Origin of the sequence: Amycolatopsis heterodermiae (genome assembly GCF_034929455.1) — a bacterium.
Taxonomy (GTDB): Bacteria; Actinomycetota; Actinomycetes; order Mycobacteriales; family Pseudonocardiaceae; genus Amycolatopsis; species Amycolatopsis heterodermiae.
The window spans coordinates 224,424-242,718 of the sequence record NZ_JAYFSI010000008.1; the positions used below are offsets into that span (position 1 = coordinate 224,424).

Annotated in this window: 15 protein-coding genes; 5 read left to right on the forward strand and 10 right to left on the reverse strand. The window is 71.9% G+C overall.

Features of this window, described 5'->3' with window-relative positions:
- Positions 1-17: 17 nt before the first annotated feature.
- Positions 18-1,445, reverse strand: coding sequence for a 3-isopropylmalate dehydratase large subunit (leuC, locus tag VA596_RS31520; protein ID WP_323331842.1), 1,428 nt, complete (start codon positions 1,443-1,445; stop codon positions 18-20).
- A gap of 152 nt (positions 1,446-1,597) precedes the next feature.
- Between leuC and VA596_RS31525 the strand changes: the two genes are divergently transcribed.
- Positions 1,598-2,299 carry an IclR family transcriptional regulator gene (locus tag VA596_RS31525; RefSeq protein ID WP_051183801.1) on the forward strand — a complete coding sequence of 234 codons (702 nt, stop codon included), beginning with the start codon at positions 1,598-1,600 and terminating at the stop codon, positions 2,297-2,299.
- A 22-nt stretch (positions 2,300-2,321) separates the two neighbouring features.
- Here VA596_RS31525 and VA596_RS31530 read toward each other — a convergent pair whose 3' ends face one another.
- The gene (locus tag VA596_RS31530) at positions 2,322-2,636 is read right to left on the reverse strand and encodes a nuclear transport factor 2 family protein (RefSeq protein WP_323331843.1); all 315 of its coding nucleotides are present in this window, start codon (positions 2,634-2,636) and stop codon (positions 2,322-2,324) included.
- 113 nt (positions 2,637-2,749) lie between these two features.
- On the opposite strand from VA596_RS31530, the gene VA596_RS31535 reads away from it, so the two are divergent.
- Together VA596_RS31535 and VA596_RS31540 are read left to right on the forward strand one after the other, a co-directional pair.
- Complete coding sequence (locus VA596_RS31535) at positions 2,750-3,007, forward strand: hypothetical protein (RefSeq protein ID WP_323331844.1); 258 nt, start codon at positions 2,750-2,752, stop codon at positions 3,005-3,007.
- Positions 3,008-3,068: 61 nt separating this feature from the next.
- Positions 3,069-3,647 (forward strand): hypothetical protein, encoded by a 579-nt coding sequence (locus VA596_RS31540; RefSeq protein WP_323331845.1) that lies wholly within the window; start codon positions 3,069-3,071, stop codon positions 3,645-3,647.
- 194 nt (positions 3,648-3,841) lie between these two features.
- On the opposite strand, the gene VA596_RS31545 is transcribed toward VA596_RS31540, so the two are convergent.
- Both VA596_RS31545 and VA596_RS31550 read right to left on the reverse strand, forming a co-directional pair.
- A complete protein-coding gene (locus VA596_RS31545) occupies positions 3,842-4,375 on the reverse strand; it encodes a hypothetical protein (RefSeq protein ID WP_323331846.1) in 534 nt (177 codons plus the stop codon).
- A 7-nt stretch (positions 4,376-4,382) separates the two neighbouring features.
- Positions 4,383-6,368, reverse strand: coding sequence for a glycoside hydrolase family 3 C-terminal domain-containing protein (locus VA596_RS31550; RefSeq protein WP_323331847.1), 1,986 nt, complete (start codon positions 6,366-6,368; stop codon positions 4,383-4,385).
- A gap of 232 nt (positions 6,369-6,600) precedes the next feature.
- Here VA596_RS31550 and VA596_RS31555 point away from each other — a divergent pair, with 232 nt between their 5' ends.
- Positions 6,601-7,098 (forward strand): hypothetical protein, encoded by a 498-nt coding sequence (locus tag VA596_RS31555; RefSeq protein ID WP_323331848.1) that lies wholly within the window; start codon positions 6,601-6,603, stop codon positions 7,096-7,098.
- Positions 7,099-7,157: 59 nt separating this feature from the next.
- Here VA596_RS31555 and VA596_RS31560 read toward each other — a convergent pair whose 3' ends face one another.
- The 4 genes from VA596_RS31560 to VA596_RS31575 are packed head-to-tail and all read right to left on the reverse strand — an operon-like array spanning position 7,158 to position 14,481.
- Positions 7,158-8,138: a hypothetical protein gene (locus VA596_RS31560; protein WP_323331849.1), complete on the reverse strand. Its 981-nt coding sequence runs from the start codon at positions 8,136-8,138 to the stop codon at positions 7,158-7,160.
- Positions 8,135-11,536: an SMC family ATPase gene (locus VA596_RS31565; RefSeq protein ID WP_323331850.1), complete on the reverse strand. Its 3,402-nt coding sequence runs from the start codon at positions 11,534-11,536 to the stop codon at positions 8,135-8,137. Before VA596_RS31565 ends, VA596_RS31560 begins: the two co-directional genes overlap by 4 nt.
- 1 nt (position 11,537) lies before the next feature.
- Positions 11,538-12,698 (reverse strand): exonuclease SbcCD subunit D, encoded by a 1,161-nt coding sequence (locus VA596_RS31570; protein ID WP_323331851.1) that lies wholly within the window; start codon positions 12,696-12,698, stop codon positions 11,538-11,540.
- A gap of 37 nt (positions 12,699-12,735) precedes the next feature.
- Positions 12,736-14,481, reverse strand: a complete 1,746-nt coding sequence (locus VA596_RS31575; protein ID WP_323331852.1) for an ATP-binding protein — start codon at positions 14,479-14,481, stop codon at positions 12,736-12,738.
- Positions 14,482-15,157: 676 nt separating this feature from the next.
- Here VA596_RS31575 and VA596_RS31580 point away from each other — a divergent pair.
- Positions 15,158-15,844 carry an HU family DNA-binding protein gene (locus VA596_RS31580; RefSeq protein WP_323331853.1) on the forward strand — a complete coding sequence of 229 codons (687 nt, stop codon included), beginning with the start codon at positions 15,158-15,160 and terminating at the stop codon, positions 15,842-15,844.
- A gap of 1,353 nt (positions 15,845-17,197) precedes the next feature.
- Here the strand turns inward: VA596_RS31580 and VA596_RS31585 are convergent.
- Positions 17,198-17,491 (reverse strand): putative quinol monooxygenase, encoded by a 294-nt coding sequence (locus VA596_RS31585; protein WP_323331854.1) that lies wholly within the window; start codon positions 17,489-17,491, stop codon positions 17,198-17,200.
- A gap of 82 nt (positions 17,492-17,573) precedes the next feature.
- A complete protein-coding gene (locus VA596_RS31590) occupies positions 17,574-18,086 on the reverse strand; it encodes a hypothetical protein (protein WP_323331855.1) in 513 nt (170 codons plus the stop codon).
- Positions 18,087-18,295 lie beyond the last annotated feature (209 nt).

The window sequence follows — 18,295 nt, forward strand, 5'->3', positions numbered from 1 at the left end:
GTGCTCCTCTCGGGAGGTCAGGCGGTGACGAGGTCTTCCGGGGACGACAGCGTGCCGCGCACGGCCGTCGCGGCGGCGACCAGCGGCGAGACCAGGTGCGTCCGGCCGCCCTTGCCCTGCCGGCCCTCGAAGTTGCGGTTGGACGTCGACGCGCTGCGCTCGCCCGGCTTCAGCTGGTCCGGGTTCATGCCGAGGCACATCGAGCAGCCGGCCTGCCGCCACTCGGCGCCCGCGTCGGTGAAGACCGTGTCGAGGCCCTCCTCTTCGGCGGCCTTGCGCACCCGCATCGAGCCGGGGACGACCAGCATCCGGACCGAGTCCGCGACCTTCCGGCCGCGCAGCACCTCGGCCGCGGCCCGCAGGTCCTCGATCCGGCCGTTGGTGCAGGAGCCGAGGAAGACGGTGTCGACCGAGATCTCCCGCAGCGGCGTGCCGGGCTTGAGATCCATGTAGGACAGGGCCTTCTCGGCGGCGACGCGGTCGTTCTCGTCCACGATCTGCTCCGGGTCGGGCACCTCGGCGCCCAGCGGGAGCCCCTGGCCGGGGTTGGTGCCCCAGGTCACGAACGGCGTCAGCGCGCTCGCGTCGAGGTGCACCTCCTCGTCGAACTCCGCGCCGTCGTCGGTGCGCAGCTGCCGCCAGTTTTCGACCGCGGCGTCCCAGTCGGCGCCCTTGGGCGAGTGCGCGCGGCCCTTCAGGTACGCGAACGTCGTCTCGTCCGGGGCGATCATCCCGGCGCGGGCGCCGGCCTCGATCGACATGTTGCAGACGGTCATCCGGGCTTCCATCGACAGAGCCTCGATGGCCTTGCCGCGGTACTCCAGGATGTAGCCCTGGCCACCGCCGGTGCCGATCTTGGCGATGACGGCGAGGATGATGTCCTTGGCCGTGACGCCGGGGCGCAGCTCACCGTCGACCGTGATCGCCATCGTCTTGAATGGACGCAGCGGCAGCGTCTGGGTGGCCATGACGTGCTCGACCTCGGACGTGCCGATGCCGAAGGCGATCGAGCCGAACGCGCCGTGCGTGGAGGTGTGGCTGTCGCCGCAGACCACGGTCATCCCGGGCTGGGTCAGGCCGAGCTGCGGGCCGATGACGTGCACGATGCCCTGCTCGGCGTCCCCCATCGGGTGCAGCCGGACACCGAACTCCTTGCAGTTGCGGCGAAGGGTGTCGACCTGGGTGCGCGAGACCGGATCGGCGATGGGGAGCTCGATGTCCACGGTCGGGACGTTGTGGTCCTCGGTCGCGATGGTGAGGTCGGGGCGGCGCAGCGGCCGCCCGGCCAGCCGGAGGCCGTCGAAGGCCTGGGGGCTGGTCACTTCGTGCAGCAGGTGGAGGTCGATGTAGAGCAGGTCCGGTTCGGCGCCTTCCCCTCGGCGCACGAGGTGGCTTTCCCACACCTTCTCCGCGAGCGTGCGGGCCTTGCCGGTCGCGCTGGTCATCTCCGGCTCCTTCCACGGTCTGTCTGTTGTGGTGGTGGAACTCGGGCGCACACCTGCGGAACTGGTGCGAGCCGCGAAGGAGGGGCGCAGCTCGAGTTCAGGGTTTTCCCAGATGCTGGACTTCCCAAAGTGCGGGACGCTAGTATCGGGTCGTGGGACAGCATAGCGGTATCGGAGTACTGGACAAAGCAGTGGCCGTTCTGCAGGCGGTGGCCGACGACCCCTGCGGACTGGCGGAACTGTGCACGCGGACCGGTCTGCCGCGGGCGACCGCGCACCGGCTCGCGGTCGGTCTCGAGGTGCACCGCCTGCTGCGCCGCGGCCCGGACGGGCGCTGGCGCCCGGGCACGGCACTGGCCGAGCTCGCGGGCGGCTCGACCGACCCGCTGCTCGACGCCGCCGGTGTGGTGCTGCCGAAACTGCGCGACGTCACCGGCGAAAGCGTCCAGCTGTACCGGCGTGACGGCGTCCAGCGCGTGTGCGTCGCGACCGCGGAACCGCCGTCGGGCCTGCGCGACACGGTCCCGGTGGGCTCCCGGCTGCCGATGACGGCCGGCTCGGGTGCGAAGGTACTGGCGGCGTGGGCGGATCCGCACACGCAGCGCACGATCCTCGCGGACGCCGTCTTCGGCGAGCGCACGCTGCTGGAGGTCCGCCGCCGCGGCTGGGCCCAGAGCGTGGCCGAGCGCGAGCCGGGTGTGGCGAGCATCTCGGCGCCGGTCCGCGACTCCGCCGGCACGGTGGTGGCGGCGGTGTCGGTGTCCGGCCCGATCGAGCGCATCGGCCGCAAGCCGGGCGCCCGCTGGGCCGCGGACCTCCTCGCGGCGGCCGACGCGCTCCAAGAGCGCCTCTGACGCCCCAGGCGTCACACGGTGGCTACGCCTGGCCGGTCTCGAAGCGGGCGACCTTGCCGTCGCGGACGGTGAACTTCCAGCGGGTGCGCATCGCGCCCCACGTCGAGTTCGCGTAGTTCGCGACGAACGCGCGGCCGTCGTCGTCCGCCTTCTCGACGTCGAGGTGGCCCTGGCTGGAGAAGATCTCCCGCTCGGTCCACTCGCCGAGGTCGCGCTCGGTGCCGTCGTCCGACATCGTCGCGTCCGGGGTCAGGCAGGCGTGGAACGCCGCGCGGTCGCCCGCGTTCAGCGCGTCGATGAACGCGCGCACCGCCGGGTCGCCGATCTGGTCCGTCATGCCCCCATCCCAGCACGCCGCGTGTGCACCGTTCGGGGGAATCTGACGGCGGTCGCGTATTCGGTGACCGCGGTCACGTCTCCTTCCCGTCGGAACCATGGAGGGGGAACACCATGTCCACCACGCTGAACCGCCGGGCGCTCGCCATGCTGCGGGCCGTCGGGGCCGGGCGGGCCGAGCTGACCTGCAGTTGCGAGCCCGACCTGCGGATCGACGGCCTGCCGTGCTGCGACCAGGCGACCGCGCACGACCTGGCCCGGGCCGGGCTGATCCGGCCGGCGCTGGGCCCGGCCGTCGCCGTCGGGCAGTGGGCGCCGGCGGAGCTGACCGACGGCGGCCGGCTCGCCCTGGGTGAACCGCTCGCCGCCTGAGATGCAACCGTTCGGCCCCTTCGCGCGTGTACGCGGCAAAGATCGCCGCGAGGGGGCAATCATGAAGTTCGCCGCAGGCCTGCTGGCCGCCGGCCTGGTCTTGACCGCGTGTACCGGTCCCGGGACGGCCGCGCCGTCACCGGTGACGGTGACCGCGCCCGCTTCGTTCCCGGCGTCCCCGACGGCGGATCCGGCCGTGGTGAGCTGGGTGGACGGGTTCTGCGCCGCGGTCAACGGTTACCGCAAGCGCACCAACGCCGAGGCCGAGCCGGCCCGGACCGAACCGAAGACGGTCGCCGAAGCGCAGAAGGCGCTCAGCGCCGAGCTGGGCGCCCTCGCCGCGCGCACGGGCGAAGTGGTCGACAAGCTGACGGCCCTCCCGGCGGCGCCGGTCCCGCTGGCCGAGACGGTCCGGACGGGGTTCCTCGAGAAGTTCACGACGTCCCGCGACCGCGCGGCCGGCGCCAAGACCGCCCTGGACGGCGCCAAGCCGGGCGACGAGGCCTCCCAGACCCCGGCGGGCGAAGCCGTCGAGCAGGCCCAGCGGGACCTCGACGGCACCTACGACCCGGTGGCCCCACTGGCGGGATCGCAGGACCTGCTCATCGCCAGCGCAACGGCCCCCGGCTGCAAGATGTAGCGCGGCCTCGGTCGTGAGTGTTTGGGAGGGTTAGAACCCTTCTCAACACTCACGACCGGTGCTGCTGTGGCACGTGTGTCTCTTGTTGCGGCGGGCGGGGGACTCTCCGCGGTGCATTCGCTGCGACGCGCCCGGCTGTGAGGGGCGCGCCTGGGGCAGCCGAGCGGAAGCCGGGTAGCCGAGGGGGGAGCGGCTCAGGTTGGCGGCAGTGGGTGGCTTCGGTAGGCGGGGTCCGGGTCGCCGAACTCCAGGGTGTTCTCGTCCAAAGCGTTGGCCACCACGACCGCGCCGCCGTCGAAGGCGAAGCGGACCGCCGTCATTCCATCGCCCAAGTCCGCGCCCTTTCCTGCCCATTCCACCAGCTCCACCGAGCGCAGCTCGCGGCCTCGCAACGCGGCCAGGTCCGGGTCGGCGTCGTCACGCCAGGCGAGGCGGAACGGCGGTTCTCCTTCGGATTCCCAGCTGGGCCGGCCGATCGGGTCGACCGTGTTCCAGGTGATCGAGAAGTCCGTGAACTTCTGGTGGTTCAGCTCGACCTGCTCGCCCTCGAAGTCGAACAGCACCGGGCAGCCCGTGAACCACTCGTCGTCGTCGAGGTCCCAGGCGAGCCACGCGTGGTCGAGCCGTCGGCCCCGCAAGGACGCGAGCCGCGTGCCGTGGGCCGCCGTGATCGCGCGGCGGCCGTCGAGCCAGCGCGGCTCGTGACCTTCGATCCCGAAGTACGTCACCCGGCCATCATCGGCGCAGCGATGCCTGCAGCGGCAGTGATCGTGACGAGTCGCCCACCTGGATCGTGAAGCCGCCGTGCACCGGGGTCCACGCCTTGTCCCAGATCGAGAAGTCGCGCTGGTCCAGGTGGATCGTCACGCGCTGGGCCTGCCCCGGCGCCAGCTGCACCCGCTCGAACCCCTTGAGCTGACGCGGCGGCTCGCCCGCCGCCGCCGGGAAGCCCAGGTACAGCTGCGCGACCTCGGCGCCCGCTCGGCGGCCGGTGTTGCGGACCGTGAACGTCGCCGTCGCGCCGTCACCCGTGTTGCGGACCGACAGGCCCGAGAAGGCGAACGTCGTGTACGACAGACCGTAGCCGAACGGGAACAGCGGGGTCTTGCCCTGCGCGTCGAACCAGCGGTAGCCGATCTGCAGGCCCTCCGAATACGTGGCCACGCCGTTGACCCCCGGGAACTGCTCGGGCGTGTTGGCCGGGGTGTCGGCGTCGGCCGCGGGGAACGTGATCGGCAGCTTCGCCGACGGGTTGCTGTCACCGAACAACACTCCGGCCACGGCCGCGCCGTCCTGCTGGCCGGGGTACCACGCCTGCAGGATCGCGGGCACCGAAGACGCCCACGGCATGAGCACCGGGCCGCCGCTCTTCACGACGACCACCGTGTGCGGGTTGGCCGCGGCGACCGCCGCGACGAGCGCGTCCTGGGTGCCGTCCAGCGCCAGGCTCGTCCGGTCCTTGCCCTCCGCCTCGTTGTCGCCGACCATCACGATCGCGACGTCGGACGCACCGGCCAGCGTGGCCGCCCGTGCGGGGTCACTGCCGTCGTCGAGGGTCACCCGAGCGCCGGGAACCCGCTGCTGGAGCCCGGCCAGCGGGTCCACTGTGGACGTCGGGATGACCGCGGAGCTACCCCCGCCGCCGGTCTTGGCCTGGGTCGCGAACGGCCCCACCAGCGCGATCGAGCGCACCGAAGAGGAGTCGAGCGGCAACTGCGCGTGTTCGTTGCGCAGCAGCACCATGCCGCGCTCGGCGAACTGCTTCGCGGCCGCGTCGTGCTCGGCGGTCGGCAGCGGCGCGAGCACCGGCGGGTGGTCGAACTGGCCGAAGGCGAACATCGTCCGGAACCGCGGCAGCAGCAGCTCATTGACGCGCTGTTCGGTGACCTGCCCGGCGAGCACGGCCTGCTTCAGCTTGTCGCCGTACCAGGTGCCGTCGATCATCTCGAGGTTCATGCCCGCGTTCGCCGAGCCGACGGTGCTGTGCGCGGCACCCCAGTCGGACTGCACGAACCCCTTGAAGCCCCAGTCGTCCCGCAGCTTTCCCTGCAGCAGCGCGGGGTTCTCGCACGTGAACACCCCGTTGATCTTCGGGTAGGCGCACATCACCGACCCGGCCTTGCCTTCGGTGACAGCCTGCTCGAAATGCGGCAGGTAGATCTCGTTGAGCGTGCGCTCGTCGATGCGCTCGTCGACGCTCTGCCGCTGCGTCTCCTGGTTGTTCGCCGCGTAGTGCTTGACCTCGGCGATGGTGCCGTTCTCCTGGATGCCGCGGATGTCGGCGGTGGCGATCGCCCCGGCGAGCACCGGGTCCTCCCCCATGCCCTCGAACGTCCGGCCGTTGCGCGGGACGCGGGCCATGTTGATGTCGGGCGCCTCCGACACGTTGTGCGCCAGCGCGCGGGTCTCGCTGCCGATCAGCCGGCCGTAGCGGCGCGCGACGTCGGTGTCGAACGTCGACGCCAGCGCCATCGTGGCGGGCAGCGCGGTCGCCGGTTTCTGCGGTTTGTCGTCGGCCGGGCCCATGCCGGCCGGGCCGTTGGCGATCCGGAAACCGGGAACGCCGAGACGCGGGATCGGCGGCACGAACCGCTGGTGCTCGGTGTCGGGCTGCAGGTGCAGCTGGGAGATCTTCTCGTCCAGCGTCATCGCCGCGACCAGTTCCGCGGCACGGCGATCGGGCGACTGGCGGCCGTCGCGCCACGGTTGTGCGGCGGCCATCCCGGTGAGCGGGACCGTCAGTGAAATCCCCAGTAGGGAGGCAAGAACCATTCGGCCGTAACGCATCGAGTCTCCCTCGCCACTGAACGGGACCAAAGCCGGGTGAGAAAGTAACCCATACGTGGCACCAAAACATAGACTCGATGGTCGTTCATGTACATGAACATCCCGGGGACTCAACCGTTTCCGCGGCTCAAGCGTGGAGGAGGCGAGGAACGAGGGAGGACGAGGGATGTTCAAGAAAACACTGATCGGCGTAATGGCCGTGGGCGCGGCGATGCTGACCGTGGCGGCCCCGGCGAGCGCGGCCGGCGAAGTCACGTGGGGCATGACGACCGAGGTGGAGCCGGGCGGGCAGATCTACGCGCAGGTGCTCTCCGGGGTGGGCTACGGCTGCACCCCGACCGGCCCGGTCACCTCCAAGGGGTTCGCCGCCCCGCTGAGCTGGAGCGAGGGTGGCAACTGGGGCAAGCACGCCGGCTACACGACGGCGATCAAGACGCCGGGCAGGTACACCGCGTCGTTCCCCTGCACGGATGGCCGGACGGCGACGCAGGGCTTCACCATCCTGGGCACGCCGCCGCCCACCACGACGACCAAGCCGAAGCCGCCGACCACGAAGCCGAAGCCGCCGTCGACCAAGACGTCCAAGCCCGCCAAGCCGGCGAAGCCGCAGGTCGCGGTCAAGCCGGCCGGCGCGCCGCAGACCGGGGACGGGTCACTGAGCTGACCCTCCACAAAGGACACCCCGGGGCGGTGGTTTCCCAGGCCACCGCTCCGGGGCCCGGCTCAGCGTGACGCGGCCAGCCGCAGCGCCCGGTAGACGAACTGCTGGTCGCCCAGCCGGTGCCGCAGGTCGCGCTCCAGCCCGGCGATCGGGTACAGGTTCTGCGGCGCCCGCGAGTCCTTGTACGGGACCGACGCGAACCGCCCGAGCACCGACTGCGTGACGTTCGCCAGGTCCGTCACCTCTTCGCGCGCGAGGTGCGGCGCCGCCTCGACGCGCACCACCCCCGACCACGGCGGGCCGCCGGCCGAGGGCAGGCGCAGGTACCACGAGTGCCGGACCCACGTCGTGCCCATCAGGAACACCGGCGTGCGCTGGTGCGGGCCGAGCTCGCCGACCATCGCGTTGAGCTCGCCCGGCAGGTACGTCGTCTGGTGGCTCTTGATGAACCCGACGGCCCGGGGCAGGTGCGTGCGGCCGCTCAGCGGCCCGTCGACGACGAGCAGGTCGTGGCCGACGTGCCCGGCGATCGCCCGGCGCGCCTCCTCGGCCGTCTCCAGCTCGACGTCGGCCAGCTCGCTCTGCAGCGCCGACGACAGCACCACGGCGAGGGGCTTGTCGTCCTTGGCCGTCGCGCGGAACGCCTCGTACCGCCCGGCCGACGTCTCGATACCGGCGGCTTCCGGGGCCACGGTGAACAGCCCGCGCCGGACGTTGGCGCCGACGACGTGCGCCCGGCCCGCGCAGCAGCACACCACGCCGGCCGCGTAGGACGCGCAGATCCCGATGGACGCGGAGTTCGCGCCCTCCGGGTCGTCGATCCAGACGCGGGCGTCGATGCGGCGGACGCCGTCCACGAACAGCACCGCGTCCGGCGGCGACGGCACCGGCGACGGGTCGATCGGCGCCCACTCCGCGGCCGGGACCTCGACGTCGAGCTCGACCTCGGCCTGCGACCGGGCGAGCTCCTCGGCCTCCATCGAGCTGCCGTAACCGGGGTCCCAGGCGTCGATGTTGAAGCTCATCCCCGCCACCGCGGTCATGCGCCCTCCCTGCTGATGTGCGAGCCGCTGCCGTCCCGGGTGACCAGGAACCGCACCGGCACGCGCTCGGCCAGCGCCGGCACGTGCGTGATCACGCCGACCATCCGGGTGCCGGACGCGGACAGGTTCTCCAATGTGGACGCTACGACGTCGAGGGTGGCCTCGTCGAGCGTCCCGAACCCCTCGTCGAGGAAGATCGACTCCAGCTTGGTCGCGCCGGCCGCGGCCATCGCGCCGAGCTGCGACGACAGCGCGAGCGCCAGGGCCAGCGACGCCTGGAACGTCTCCCCGCCCGACAGGGTCTTCACCGGGCGGCGGGCGTCGGCCTCGTTGTGGTCCACCACCAGGAAGTCGCCCTTGTCGTGGGTCAGCTCGAACTGCCCGCCGGACAGCTCCAGCAGCGACGCGGACGCCTCGGCGACCAGCGTGTCGAGCGCCCCGGCGATCAGCCAGCGCGGGAACTTGTCCGAGCGCAGGAGATCCGCGAGCAGCTTCGCGACCTGCGACTCCGACTCGGCGCCCGCGATGTCGCCGCGCAGGCCTTCGACGTGGGCCACCCGCCGCCGCATCTCCGTGTGGTCGGCTTCGGCGCGGGCGCGCGCGGTGGCCAGCGCCACCGGCACCCGGTCGCGCACCGGACCCGCGGGCAGCGCGACCCCGAGCGCGGTGACGTCGTCGGCGACCTGCTGTTCCGCCTCCCGCAACGCTTCCGCGGCCGCACCCTCGGCGGTCTCCGCCCCCGCCAGCCGGTCCCGGCGATCTTTCGCCTGCCCAGCCGCCCAGTTCGTCAACGACGTCCAGGCGTCCAGCAGGCTCTCGCCGTCGATTGGCGGGGCGCCGAAACCGACGAGGGGATCGCGGGCGCGGGACAGGTTCTGCCGCTCGGCCTCGACTTCCTTGACGACGCTCGCCTGGCCGTCGGCCGCCTGCTTCGCCGCGGCACGCGCCTTGCGCAGGTCCGCGTCGGCGGCGCGCGCGGCTTGTTCGAGGGAAGCGACCTGCGCCAGCTGTGAGGTGACGACGTCGGCGGACGGCGCTTCGGCGAGCGTCACGACCAGTTCGTCCCGCCGCTGAGTGGTCGTTTCCTGCCGGGACCGCGCCGACTGCTCGGCCAGGCCCGCGTCGTTCGCCTGCGTACGGCGGGTTTCCGCGGCTCGCTCGGCCGACGCGAGGTCGTCGGCCGCGACGACGGCCTCTTTACCCGCGGCTTCGGCGGCCGCTTCGAGCGCGCCCAACGCGGTACGCCGGTCCTCGAGCGCCGAAGCCGCCCACGCGGTGAGACGCTGCCAGCCCGCCGCGACGTCGTCGGCGTCGACCGCGGGCACCCCCAGCTCCACCAGGGGATCCCGCGCCGCGCGCAGCGCTTCCCGCGCCGCCACGGCCGACTTCTCCACCACATCGGCGTCGCGCTGCGCCTGCGTGCGCTCGGCGCGGGCCGCCGCCAGTTCCGCGTCGGCGGCGCGCGCGGCCTCGATGACCCGGGCGCGCGCGTCGAGCGTCGCGGACAGCCACTCCCCCCGCTCGCGCACGGCGGTGATGAGATCGGTGAAGTCCTGCTCGGAAAACCCGGCCTCGACCGGGCGTCGCAGCAAAGCTGATTCCGGCGGCCCTTCGACGTCCGCGAGGGCCGCGCGCAGCTCTTCCGCCTGCGCGGCCGCCGAAACGGACTGGTCGGCGTCGCGGTCCACGGCCCGTTCCACCTGGCGGACGGTGGTTTCGGCCGCCGCGCGCCGCTTCTCCGCCTTGTCCTGGCGCTCGCGGGCTTCGGCGAGGTGCGCGTGGCCGTCGTGCGCCGGCACGACCGAAACCTCCTGCTCGCACACCGGGCACGCGTGCCCGACGGCGAGCCCGGCGCGCAGGACCAGCGCCTGCCCGGCGCGTTCGGCGTCGGACACCGCGGTCCGGGCCGCGGCGAGTTCCGCGTCGGCCTCGGTGAAAGCCGCCCGTGCCGCTTCGAGTTCGGTCCGGCGGGCCGCCTGCTCCGGCAGGGCCTTCCGCTGGGTTTCGCACACCGTATAAAGGGTGCGGGCGTCGGTACGGGCCGCGGTGAGCGCGGCGCCGTCCGGCTGGGCGGTGAGCGCGGCGCGCGCGTCGGCGTCGGCGGTCTCGGCCGCGGTCAGCCGGGACGCCGCGTCCGTCACGCGCTTCGCGACGCGCGCGGACTCCGCGGACAGGTCACCGAGGTCCGCCGGCGGCCGCACCCCGGCCAGCCGGTCCCGTTCCCCGCGGACGCGCGCGGCTTCGGCCGCGGCGTTCTCGGCCGCGCGGGCCGTCGTGTCGCGGGTCCGGCGCGCGGTGTCGACGAGGGACACGGCTTCGGCCACGGTGACAGCCGCAGCCTCCTTCGCCTGCAATGCCGTCTTCGCGGCTTTCTCCAGGCCGGGGAGGGCGGCCTCGGCGTCGGCGAGTTCCGTGCGGGCGGCGCGGATCCGCTCCAGCTCACCGCGGTCGGGCGCGGCGGCCAGCGCGGCGCGGGCCGCCTCGTCCGCCGTTTCGGCGGTGTCCAGGGTGGTTCGCGCGGCCGTGGCCGCCTCCGCCGCGGTCCGGCGGCGGGACTCGAGATCCTCGACGCCGCCGGGACGTTCCAGCGCGTCGAGGACGGCCAGTTCCCGTGCCAGCGTGGTGACGAGCTGCCGTGCGTCGTCGTGCGCGCGGGTCGCGTCGGTCAGTCCCGGCAGCGCCGCCTCGACCCGCGCGTCCAGCTCGGCCAGCGCGGTCATGCGCGCGGCCAGTGCTTCGACGGCTTCCTCGGTGGCGTCGGCGTAACTGCCGAGCTGCTCCTCCAGCACCTTCGCGCGCTGGGCCTGCTGCTCCGCGGTCACGTTGGCGCGGCGGCCGATCCGCTCGTAGACCTCCAGGCCCAGCAGCTTGATGAGGATCTTCTGCCGGTCGGCGGCCTTGGCGTGCAGGAACTCCGCGAAGTCGCCCTGCGGCAGCGCCACGCAGGTGCAGAAGTGCTTGAACGTCAACCCGAGCAGGCGTTCGATCGCCGGGGTCACTTCGGAGTCGGCGGCGATCGCGTCGGCCTCGTCGTCCGGGCCGCCGAGCGCGGCGTTGTCCGCGAGCCGTTCCAGGCGGACGTTCTTCACGCTGACCGTGGGTTTCTTGCCGCCGCTGCGCCGGACTTCCCGCACCACGTGGTAGCGGATGCCGCCCGCGTCGAAGACCAGCCGCACGGTGGCGCGGTTCGCCGTCGGGGCCAGCGCCGGGGCGACGAGCCCTTCGTGGTCCCAGCGGGCCACGGAACCGTAGAGGGCGAAGGTGAGCGCGTCGATGACCGTGCTCTTGCCGGCGCCGGTCGGCCCCACGAGCGCGAAGTAGTCCGTGTCCTCGAAACTGACTTCGGTCTTCTCGCGGAACGACGCGAAGCCGGTCATCTCCAGCAGTACCGGTCGCATGTCACACCCCGCTCGTCTCGTCGTCGTGCAGCCGCGCGAAGAGCGCTTGCACCCTCTTGTCGTCCACCGTGCGTTCCTCGCAGTAGGAGGCGAACAGCTCACCCGGTGACCGGTCCGCCACCGCGCGTTCGCTCCCCGACGCCGTGATCGGCGCCGCGAACTCCGGGTCGATGCGGATCTCCAGCGCGTTCGGCAGGGCTTCCTGGATCTCCTCGCGCAGCCCGGCCCTGGTCGCTTCCCGGACGTAGACCCGCAGGTAGTCCTCGCCGAACTCCTCGGCGCGGCCGACGAGTTCGGCCACCGTGCCGTGGACGGTCCGCAGCTTCCGCCCCGACGTCAGCGGGATTTCGGTGATCTTGGCCGGTGTGGTCGGTGTCACTTCCACCGACAGCACAACGCTCGTGTTGTCCTGCTCGCCGAAGTCGACGGGCATCGGCGCGCCGCTGTAGTGCACCGGGCAGGCCGCCGGCAGCGACTGGCGCCGATGCAGGTGGCCGAGGGCGACGTAGTGCGGGTCGGCGCCGAACGCCGTCGCCGGCACGTGGTACTCGAAGATGGACTGCGCCGCGCGTTCCCCGCCGCCCATCGCGCCGCCCGTCACCGTCAGGTGCGCCATGACGAGATGGACGGCGCCGTCGGTGAAACCGGACTTGAGGTGCTCCAGGATGTCGCGCACGCGCTGGTCGTAGTGGCCGACGTTGTCCGCCGGTGTCCCGGTGAGCAGCTCGGCGGCGCGCACCGCGTAGCGCTGGGAAAGGAAGGGCAGCACGGCGACGTCGACGCGCTCACCCGTCGAACGCGCGTCGAACGAGACGACCCCGCCGTCCGCGGCCGGGCGCGGGTCGCCGGAGAGCTGGATGCCCGCCGCGCGCAGCAGCGGCCGGTACGCCTCGAACGTCGCGGCGTGGTCGTGGTTCCCGGCGATCGCCAGGACCTCGGCACCGGTTTCGCGCAGCGCCATCAGGGCCCGCACCACGAGTTCCTGCGCGGCGGCCGACGGCGCCGACGTCTCGTAGAGGTCACCCGCGACCAGGATCGCGTCGAAGGCCTCCTTCCGCGCGATCCGGACGATCTCGCCGAGCACGGCGCGCTGTTCGTCCAGGCGGCTGCGGCCCTTGAGCGTCTTGCCGATGTGCCAGTCGGAGGTGTGCAGGAACTTCACGCGACGTCCTTCCGTTCTTCCGTTCGGCCGGTGGGGCTCAGAAAGGTGGTGGGTCGTCGCCGAACGGATCGTCGCCGCCGCGCGTCGGCAGGCCCGCGAAGGGATCGGCGTTCTTCGACCCGGCCGTCGCCGACGGTATTTTTCCCGCCTCGGAAAGCCGCGTGGCCCAGGCCGGGAACGGGAAGCCGACCGCGATCGGCACCGGGATCTCCGGCTGGCTCACGAACATCGTGCCGGGCGTCGCGAGCGTCGCGCGGACCCGCTGGCTGGCCGGGAGGAAGCCGTACTCGGGGCGCGAAGCCTCCGCGGCGTCGAGGCGCCCGACGATCCGGATCGAGCTGTTGCTGACGATCCGGCGCTCGACCTCGGACGCGGTCTGCTGCGCGCCGATCAGGATCACGCCGAGGGACCGGCCGCGTTCGGCGATGTCCAGCAGGACTTCCTTGATCGGGCTGCTGCCTTCGCGCGGCGCGTACTTGTTGAGCTCGTCCAGCATCGTGAACAGGAGCCCGCCGGGGCCGGCCGCTTCCTTGCGCGCGGTCTCCGCCGCGAGCGTCACGCCGACGACGAACCGCTGCGCGCGCTCGACGAGGTTGTGGATGTCCACCACGGTCACCTGCTGGTTCTCCGTGGACAGCTTGCGGGCGCCGTGATCGGTGAGGTCGCCGCGGATCAGGCCGCTGAGCGCGCGCTGGCTGGAGCGCAGGCGGCGGATGAACGCGTTGACGGTGCCCGCGCCGGTGACCGCACCCGCCCAGCTCGCGCGGGTTTCCTCGTCGGTGACGCGGTCGCAGACGACGTCGATCAGCTCGGCGTAGGTGCGGCACAGCACGCCGTCGACGTTGGCGGCGCCGTCCTTCCCGGCCGGGGTGCTGTCCAGCCGCAACCGGTTCGCGACCTGGTGGATGACCATCGTGTACTGGTTGCGCTCGTCCTCGGCGTCGGCGAAGACGTAGGGCAGCAGGTCGCCGGCGCAGAACTCCGCGATGGTCCACCAGAAGGCGCCGACGCCGGAGGTCCGCCCGGTGACGTAAGGCTTCCCCGTGGTGTCCGACGGCGTCGGCGGCGCGTAGAACCCGACCGAGGCGAAGGGCTCCGCGGGCAGGCCCAGCTTGGCGTACTCCTCCTGGAGCTTCGCGTCGAGGTGGATGTTGGGGGTGTCGAGGAACAGCAGGTCCTCGCCCTTGACCGAGAACACCAGGGCCTTGGCGTTGTGGGCGTTGGAGAGGGCGCCGCCGCGGAAGATCGAGTGCAGCAGGAACAACGCGAACGACGTCTTCGTGGCGACGCCGGAGACACCGCTGATGCTGACGTGCGCACCCCGCGTCCCGTCGAGGAAGTCCAGGTTGAGGTACACGGGTTCGCCGTCACGGCCCAGGCCGACGGGCACCTGCCGCGTCATGTTGTCGAAGTACAGCGCCTGCGCGCGATCCTCCCCCACGGCACGGGAGACCTCGGCGCCGGGCCGCGGCGGCACGTAGCACTCGGGCTCCACGCGGGTGGTGGCGATCTCGGCGATCTCCTGCACCTGCGCGGGCAGGACCCCGTCCGAGATCAGGAAGACGTCGCTGCCGAAGCTGGCGCCTTCGTGCCGCGCGCTCACCTGCGTGACCACGCCGTAGGAGACGACTTCGCCGCGCCCCGGCAGGTCCCGCCGTGTCACGACGACGTCGTCGAGCTGCAGATAGGCATCCGGATCGATGGCCACGCAGAACTGCAGCGGCGTCGAATCCTCGGTGCCCGCCACCCGTCCGACCACGGTGGTGAGAGTCTCCTGGTCCACGGTTCTCCCTGTCCGCCCGGCGCTTCCTCCGGCCGCAGACTAGCCCGCCGGAACTCCGTGGCCACGGCCAACACGGCGTTGCGGCTCCCGCGGTACCGGGACGTCACCGCACGCCACGGCTGGGCCGAACGAGTGAGTTCACCCTTCGGAGAAGATCTTTTAGTCACCACAGGCATTTCGGGCGGTGCCCCGTTCGCCGGGAAGGTCGTCCGGGCGGGGCTCGGTGTTACCGGCTTTCGCCTCGCTCCAGGGCGAAGCGGCGTCCCGAGGGCCGTCGCGGGGGTGCTTCGGGGGCCCACGCGGGGCTGTGCGGAGGCCTCCGGAGGGCCCGCGATCCCCGATCGCAGCGCGGGATCGGGGCCGGCGTGGCATCCGACACACGCCGGACGCGCCCTCTTCGGCGTGTCGGCCAAAAAGTCTTCGAAGACCCCGCCGGTCCTATATGGACGACCACTGTGGACGACACCGGAACCGGGTTTTGCCTGCTCAGGGCCATGGTCGGCATCCCAGGCCCGTTCCGGCCCGGGTCGGGAGCGGGCCTCTCCGGGGGCGGAACCCGCCCCCGTACAAGGAAATATTTCGACCCCCAGTTGGATTTTGTGCGGTATTGGTAATACCGTGTGCAGTGTCGGCCGAGATGGGCCGTGTACGAGTAGTTCCACTATGGAGGACTGGAATGACGAACAAGGCCCAGCTGATCGAGGCGCTGTCGGAGCGTCTGGGCGACAAGAAGGTGGCTTCGCAGGCCGTTGACGGTCTGGTGGACATCATCATCCGGACGGTCAACAAGGGCGAGAAGGTGAACATCACCGGCTTCGGCGTGTTCGAGAAGCGTGCCCGCGCGGCCCGCACCGCTCGCAACCCGCGCACCGGCGAGGCCGTCCGCGTCAAGAAGACCAACGTGCCCGCCTTCCGCGCCGGTACCACCTTCAAGGACGTCATCTCCGGCACGAAGAAGCTGCCCAAGGCCACGCCGGTCAAGCGCGCCACCGCGGCCAGCACGACCACTCGTGCGGCCACCGCCAAGGCGTCGGCCCCGGCCAAGACCACCAGCACGCGGGCCACCACCCCGCGCGCGGCCGCCGCCAAGCCGGCCACCGCCCGCGCGACGGCCACGCGGACCCGCGCCACCGCGGCGAAGCCGGCCGCCAAGGCCACCGCGACCAAGGCGACCGCCACCAAGGCGGCCCCGAAGACCGCGGCCGCCAAGGCCCCGGCCAAGGCCACCGCCGCCAAGGCGACCACCACGCGGGCGAAGGCCGCGGCCAAGCCGGCCGCCGCCGCCACGAAGACCGCCGCCGCCAAGAAGCCGGCCGCTGCCAAGGCCCCGGCCAAGCGCACGTCGGCTGCCAAGAAGAAGTGAAGTAGCTTCTACGCCGGAAGGGCCCCGCACCCAGTGGTGCGGGGCCCTTCCGCATTCCCGGGGCCGGCCCGTTCGACATTCGCACAGGCCCAATAACGGACTCGTTCCAAAACGGACGCAGAACCCGGAATCGGATCGGGCCACACAGCCACCACACGGTCAGCCAACAATTGGCAGCCCGGCAATCCCGGCGGGACCACGTTGCAGGTAGGGCTGGTCCGGGCGCTGTTCCCCTGGCCAGGACCCGAAGCCGGGTCCGTGGCTACAGCAGCTGAGGCGGGACACCAGGCCCAGACACTGCCCCTTCATCCAGAACCCCAAGCCGGTGAGGACTGCTCGCAGCCAGTCGCACCGCGCCGCGCGCAAACCACATCACGTGCGAAGCGGACCCTGGCCCAGCCTGCCTCACGGCCAGAACACGAAGCCGGTGAACGACTGCTCGGCCCCAGCCACGCCGGCCCTGTCGCTACAACCGGAATCACATCGCACGCGAAGCCGACCCCCTGGCCTGAGCCCGTGCACCACGACGAGCCGCACCAGCCACCCCGCCCCAGCCGCGCCGCTTACACAGCCTCACGTACCAGCGGGACGACATCGCGGCGAACCGGACCACCTGGCCCAGACCCTGCACCTCGGGCCAGACCCTGCACCTCGGGCCAGAATACGAGGCTCACCAGCAACTCCGCACTGCCGCTACACCAGCGGAGCCCCATCACCCGCGAAGCGAACCACCTGGCCCACACTCTGCACCTCCGGCCAGAACACGAAGCCGGTGAGCCACTTACCCGGCCGCAAGTCAGTCAGCCAGCCCGCCCCCGCCACCAGCGGAACCACATCGCGCGCGAAGCGGACCCCCTAGCCCAGCCTCTGCCTCCCAGCCAGAACAGGAGCCACACCAGCCAACCCAGCCCAGGCCGCGCCCTACACCGCCGCACGCACCAGCAGAACCACATCGCGGGCGAAGCGGACCCCCTGGCCCAGCCTCTGCCTCCCAGCCAGAACACGAGCCGCACCAGCCAACCCGCGCCGTCTGCACCGGCGGAACCACATTGCGCGCAAAGCGGGCCCCCTGATCCACACTCTGCACGTCCGGCCAGAACACGGAGCTGCTGAACCGCAAGCCCCACCAGCCAGTCCGCCCGCTGTTCCGCCGTTCCTCGCGCCGGGGCCGGGCCGTGGTCGACTCGCAGCTCTCCCACGGTGCCGGTGATCACGCCGACCAGCTGGGCGATACGGCGCCCATCCACAGCTCGGTTGGCACCGGGCCGCGCGCAGGATCGCGAACGACGTTCAACACCCAGGCGGGTTATGGCCCCAGCAACCGCGGGCGTCGGCACTAGCGAGAACCGGAGGTCAGTCCGCGACCTCGTAGGTCTCGACGACCCGGTGCGCGAGCCGCGGGACGATCTCGCCCAGGACCAGCTCCTTGAAGTGGCTGGTCTCCCGGTGGTCGTCGAAGGCTTCGCGTGAGGCATAACGCTCGAGCAGGACGACTTCCCGTTCGTCGTCCAACCGGTGGTAGGCCTCGAAGGCGAGGCAGCCGGGTTCCGTCAGCGCGGCTTCCACCAGCCTCGGGTAGAAGACGCGGATGGCTTCTTCCTGGCCCGGCGCGATCGTGTGCCGGGCGATCACCTGCAGTTCGGTCATGCAGCCGACGGTACTGCCGCGCCACTTCGGCGGACACCGAAGCGGCGCCGAAGCGGCACCGAAGCGGCGCGGCAGCGGTGGATCAGGAGAACGTCACCGGGATGAAGACGTCGGCCGTGCGGTCGCCGGCCGACAGGTGATCACGGCGCGAGACGATCGCGCACGTCACCGACGGGTCGCCGCAGTCCAAGCCGGTTCCGGCCCGCACAACACGGATCTGCGTGGTGAACGTGCCGTTCGCCGCGATCGGCGAGGTGCCGCCCGGTGAGTTCGTCACCCACGCCGACGGGCCGACGCCGGTGCCGCCCTGGCCGTCGCCGCCCGCGCAGGGGCTGGGCTTCGTGCCGTAGCTGTAGTCCTCGGGCACCCCGCACAGCGCGACGTAGTAGCCGTTCAACGCGCTGAAGCCGCTGCCCGTCACCGTGACCGTCTCGCCCGCGGCGGCGAGGCCGGTGGCGTTGGACGCGGTGAGCGTGAAGCCGTTGTGGGTGGCCGAGCCGCCGGCGGCGGACGCGGGTGCGGCGAGCGCGGTGACGGCCGCCGCGGCGGTGGCGGTGACCAGAGCGGCGCGGAGCACGGTGGATCTCTTCGACATGCGGGGATCGTCCCTTCGATCACGACGGGGTAACAGGATTAGGTAAGCCTTACCTATCCCGTTGGTAATATGGTTAGGCTTACCTAATGTTGTCAAGGGGGTTGCTCCTCGCTGCCGTCGTGCTCACCGTGGTGACCGGATGTTCCGTCCTGCCAACGACTTCCGCCCCGGCGGGCGGGCCCGTCGCACCACTCGCCGCACTGACGCCG

What these genes read in the sequence shown, in the direction of transcription:
- VA596_RS31565 (WP_323331850.1), bottom strand. Translation starts at nt 11,536, where the DNA reads ATGCGACCGGTACTGCTGGAGATGACCGGCTTCGCGTCGTTCCGCGAG.
- VA596_RS31555 (WP_323331848.1), top strand. Translation starts at nt 6,601, where the DNA reads ATGTTCAAGAAAACACTGATCGGCGTAATGGCCGTGGGCGCGGCGATG.
- VA596_RS31580 (WP_323331853.1), top strand. Translation starts at nt 15,158, where the DNA reads ATGACGAACAAGGCCCAGCTGATCGAGGCGCTGTCGGAGCGTCTGGGC.
- VA596_RS31560 (WP_323331849.1), bottom strand. Translation starts at nt 8,138, where the DNA reads ATGACCGCGGTGGCGGGGATGAGCTTCAACATCGACGCCTGGGACCCC.
- VA596_RS31540 (WP_323331845.1), top strand. Translation starts at nt 3,069, where the DNA reads ATGAAGTTCGCCGCAGGCCTGCTGGCCGCCGGCCTGGTCTTGACCGCG.
- VA596_RS31550 (WP_323331847.1), bottom strand. Translation starts at nt 6,368, where the DNA reads ATGGCCGCCGCACAACCGTGGCGCGACGGCCGCCAGTCGCCCGATCGC.
- VA596_RS31535 (WP_323331844.1), top strand. Translation starts at nt 2,750, where the DNA reads ATGTCCACCACGCTGAACCGCCGGGCGCTCGCCATGCTGCGGGCCGTC.
- VA596_RS31585 (WP_323331854.1), bottom strand. Translation starts at nt 17,491, where the DNA reads ATGACCGAACTGCAGGTGATCGCCCGGCACACGATCGCGCCGGGCCAG.
- leuC (WP_323331842.1), bottom strand. Translation starts at nt 1,445, where the DNA reads ATGACCAGCGCGACCGGCAAGGCCCGCACGCTCGCGGAGAAGGTGTGG.
- VA596_RS31590 (WP_323331855.1), bottom strand. Translation starts at nt 18,086, where the DNA reads ATGTCGAAGAGATCCACCGTGCTCCGCGCCGCTCTGGTCACCGCCACC.
- VA596_RS31530 (WP_323331843.1), bottom strand. Translation starts at nt 2,636, where the DNA reads ATGACGGACCAGATCGGCGACCCGGCGGTGCGCGCGTTCATCGACGCG.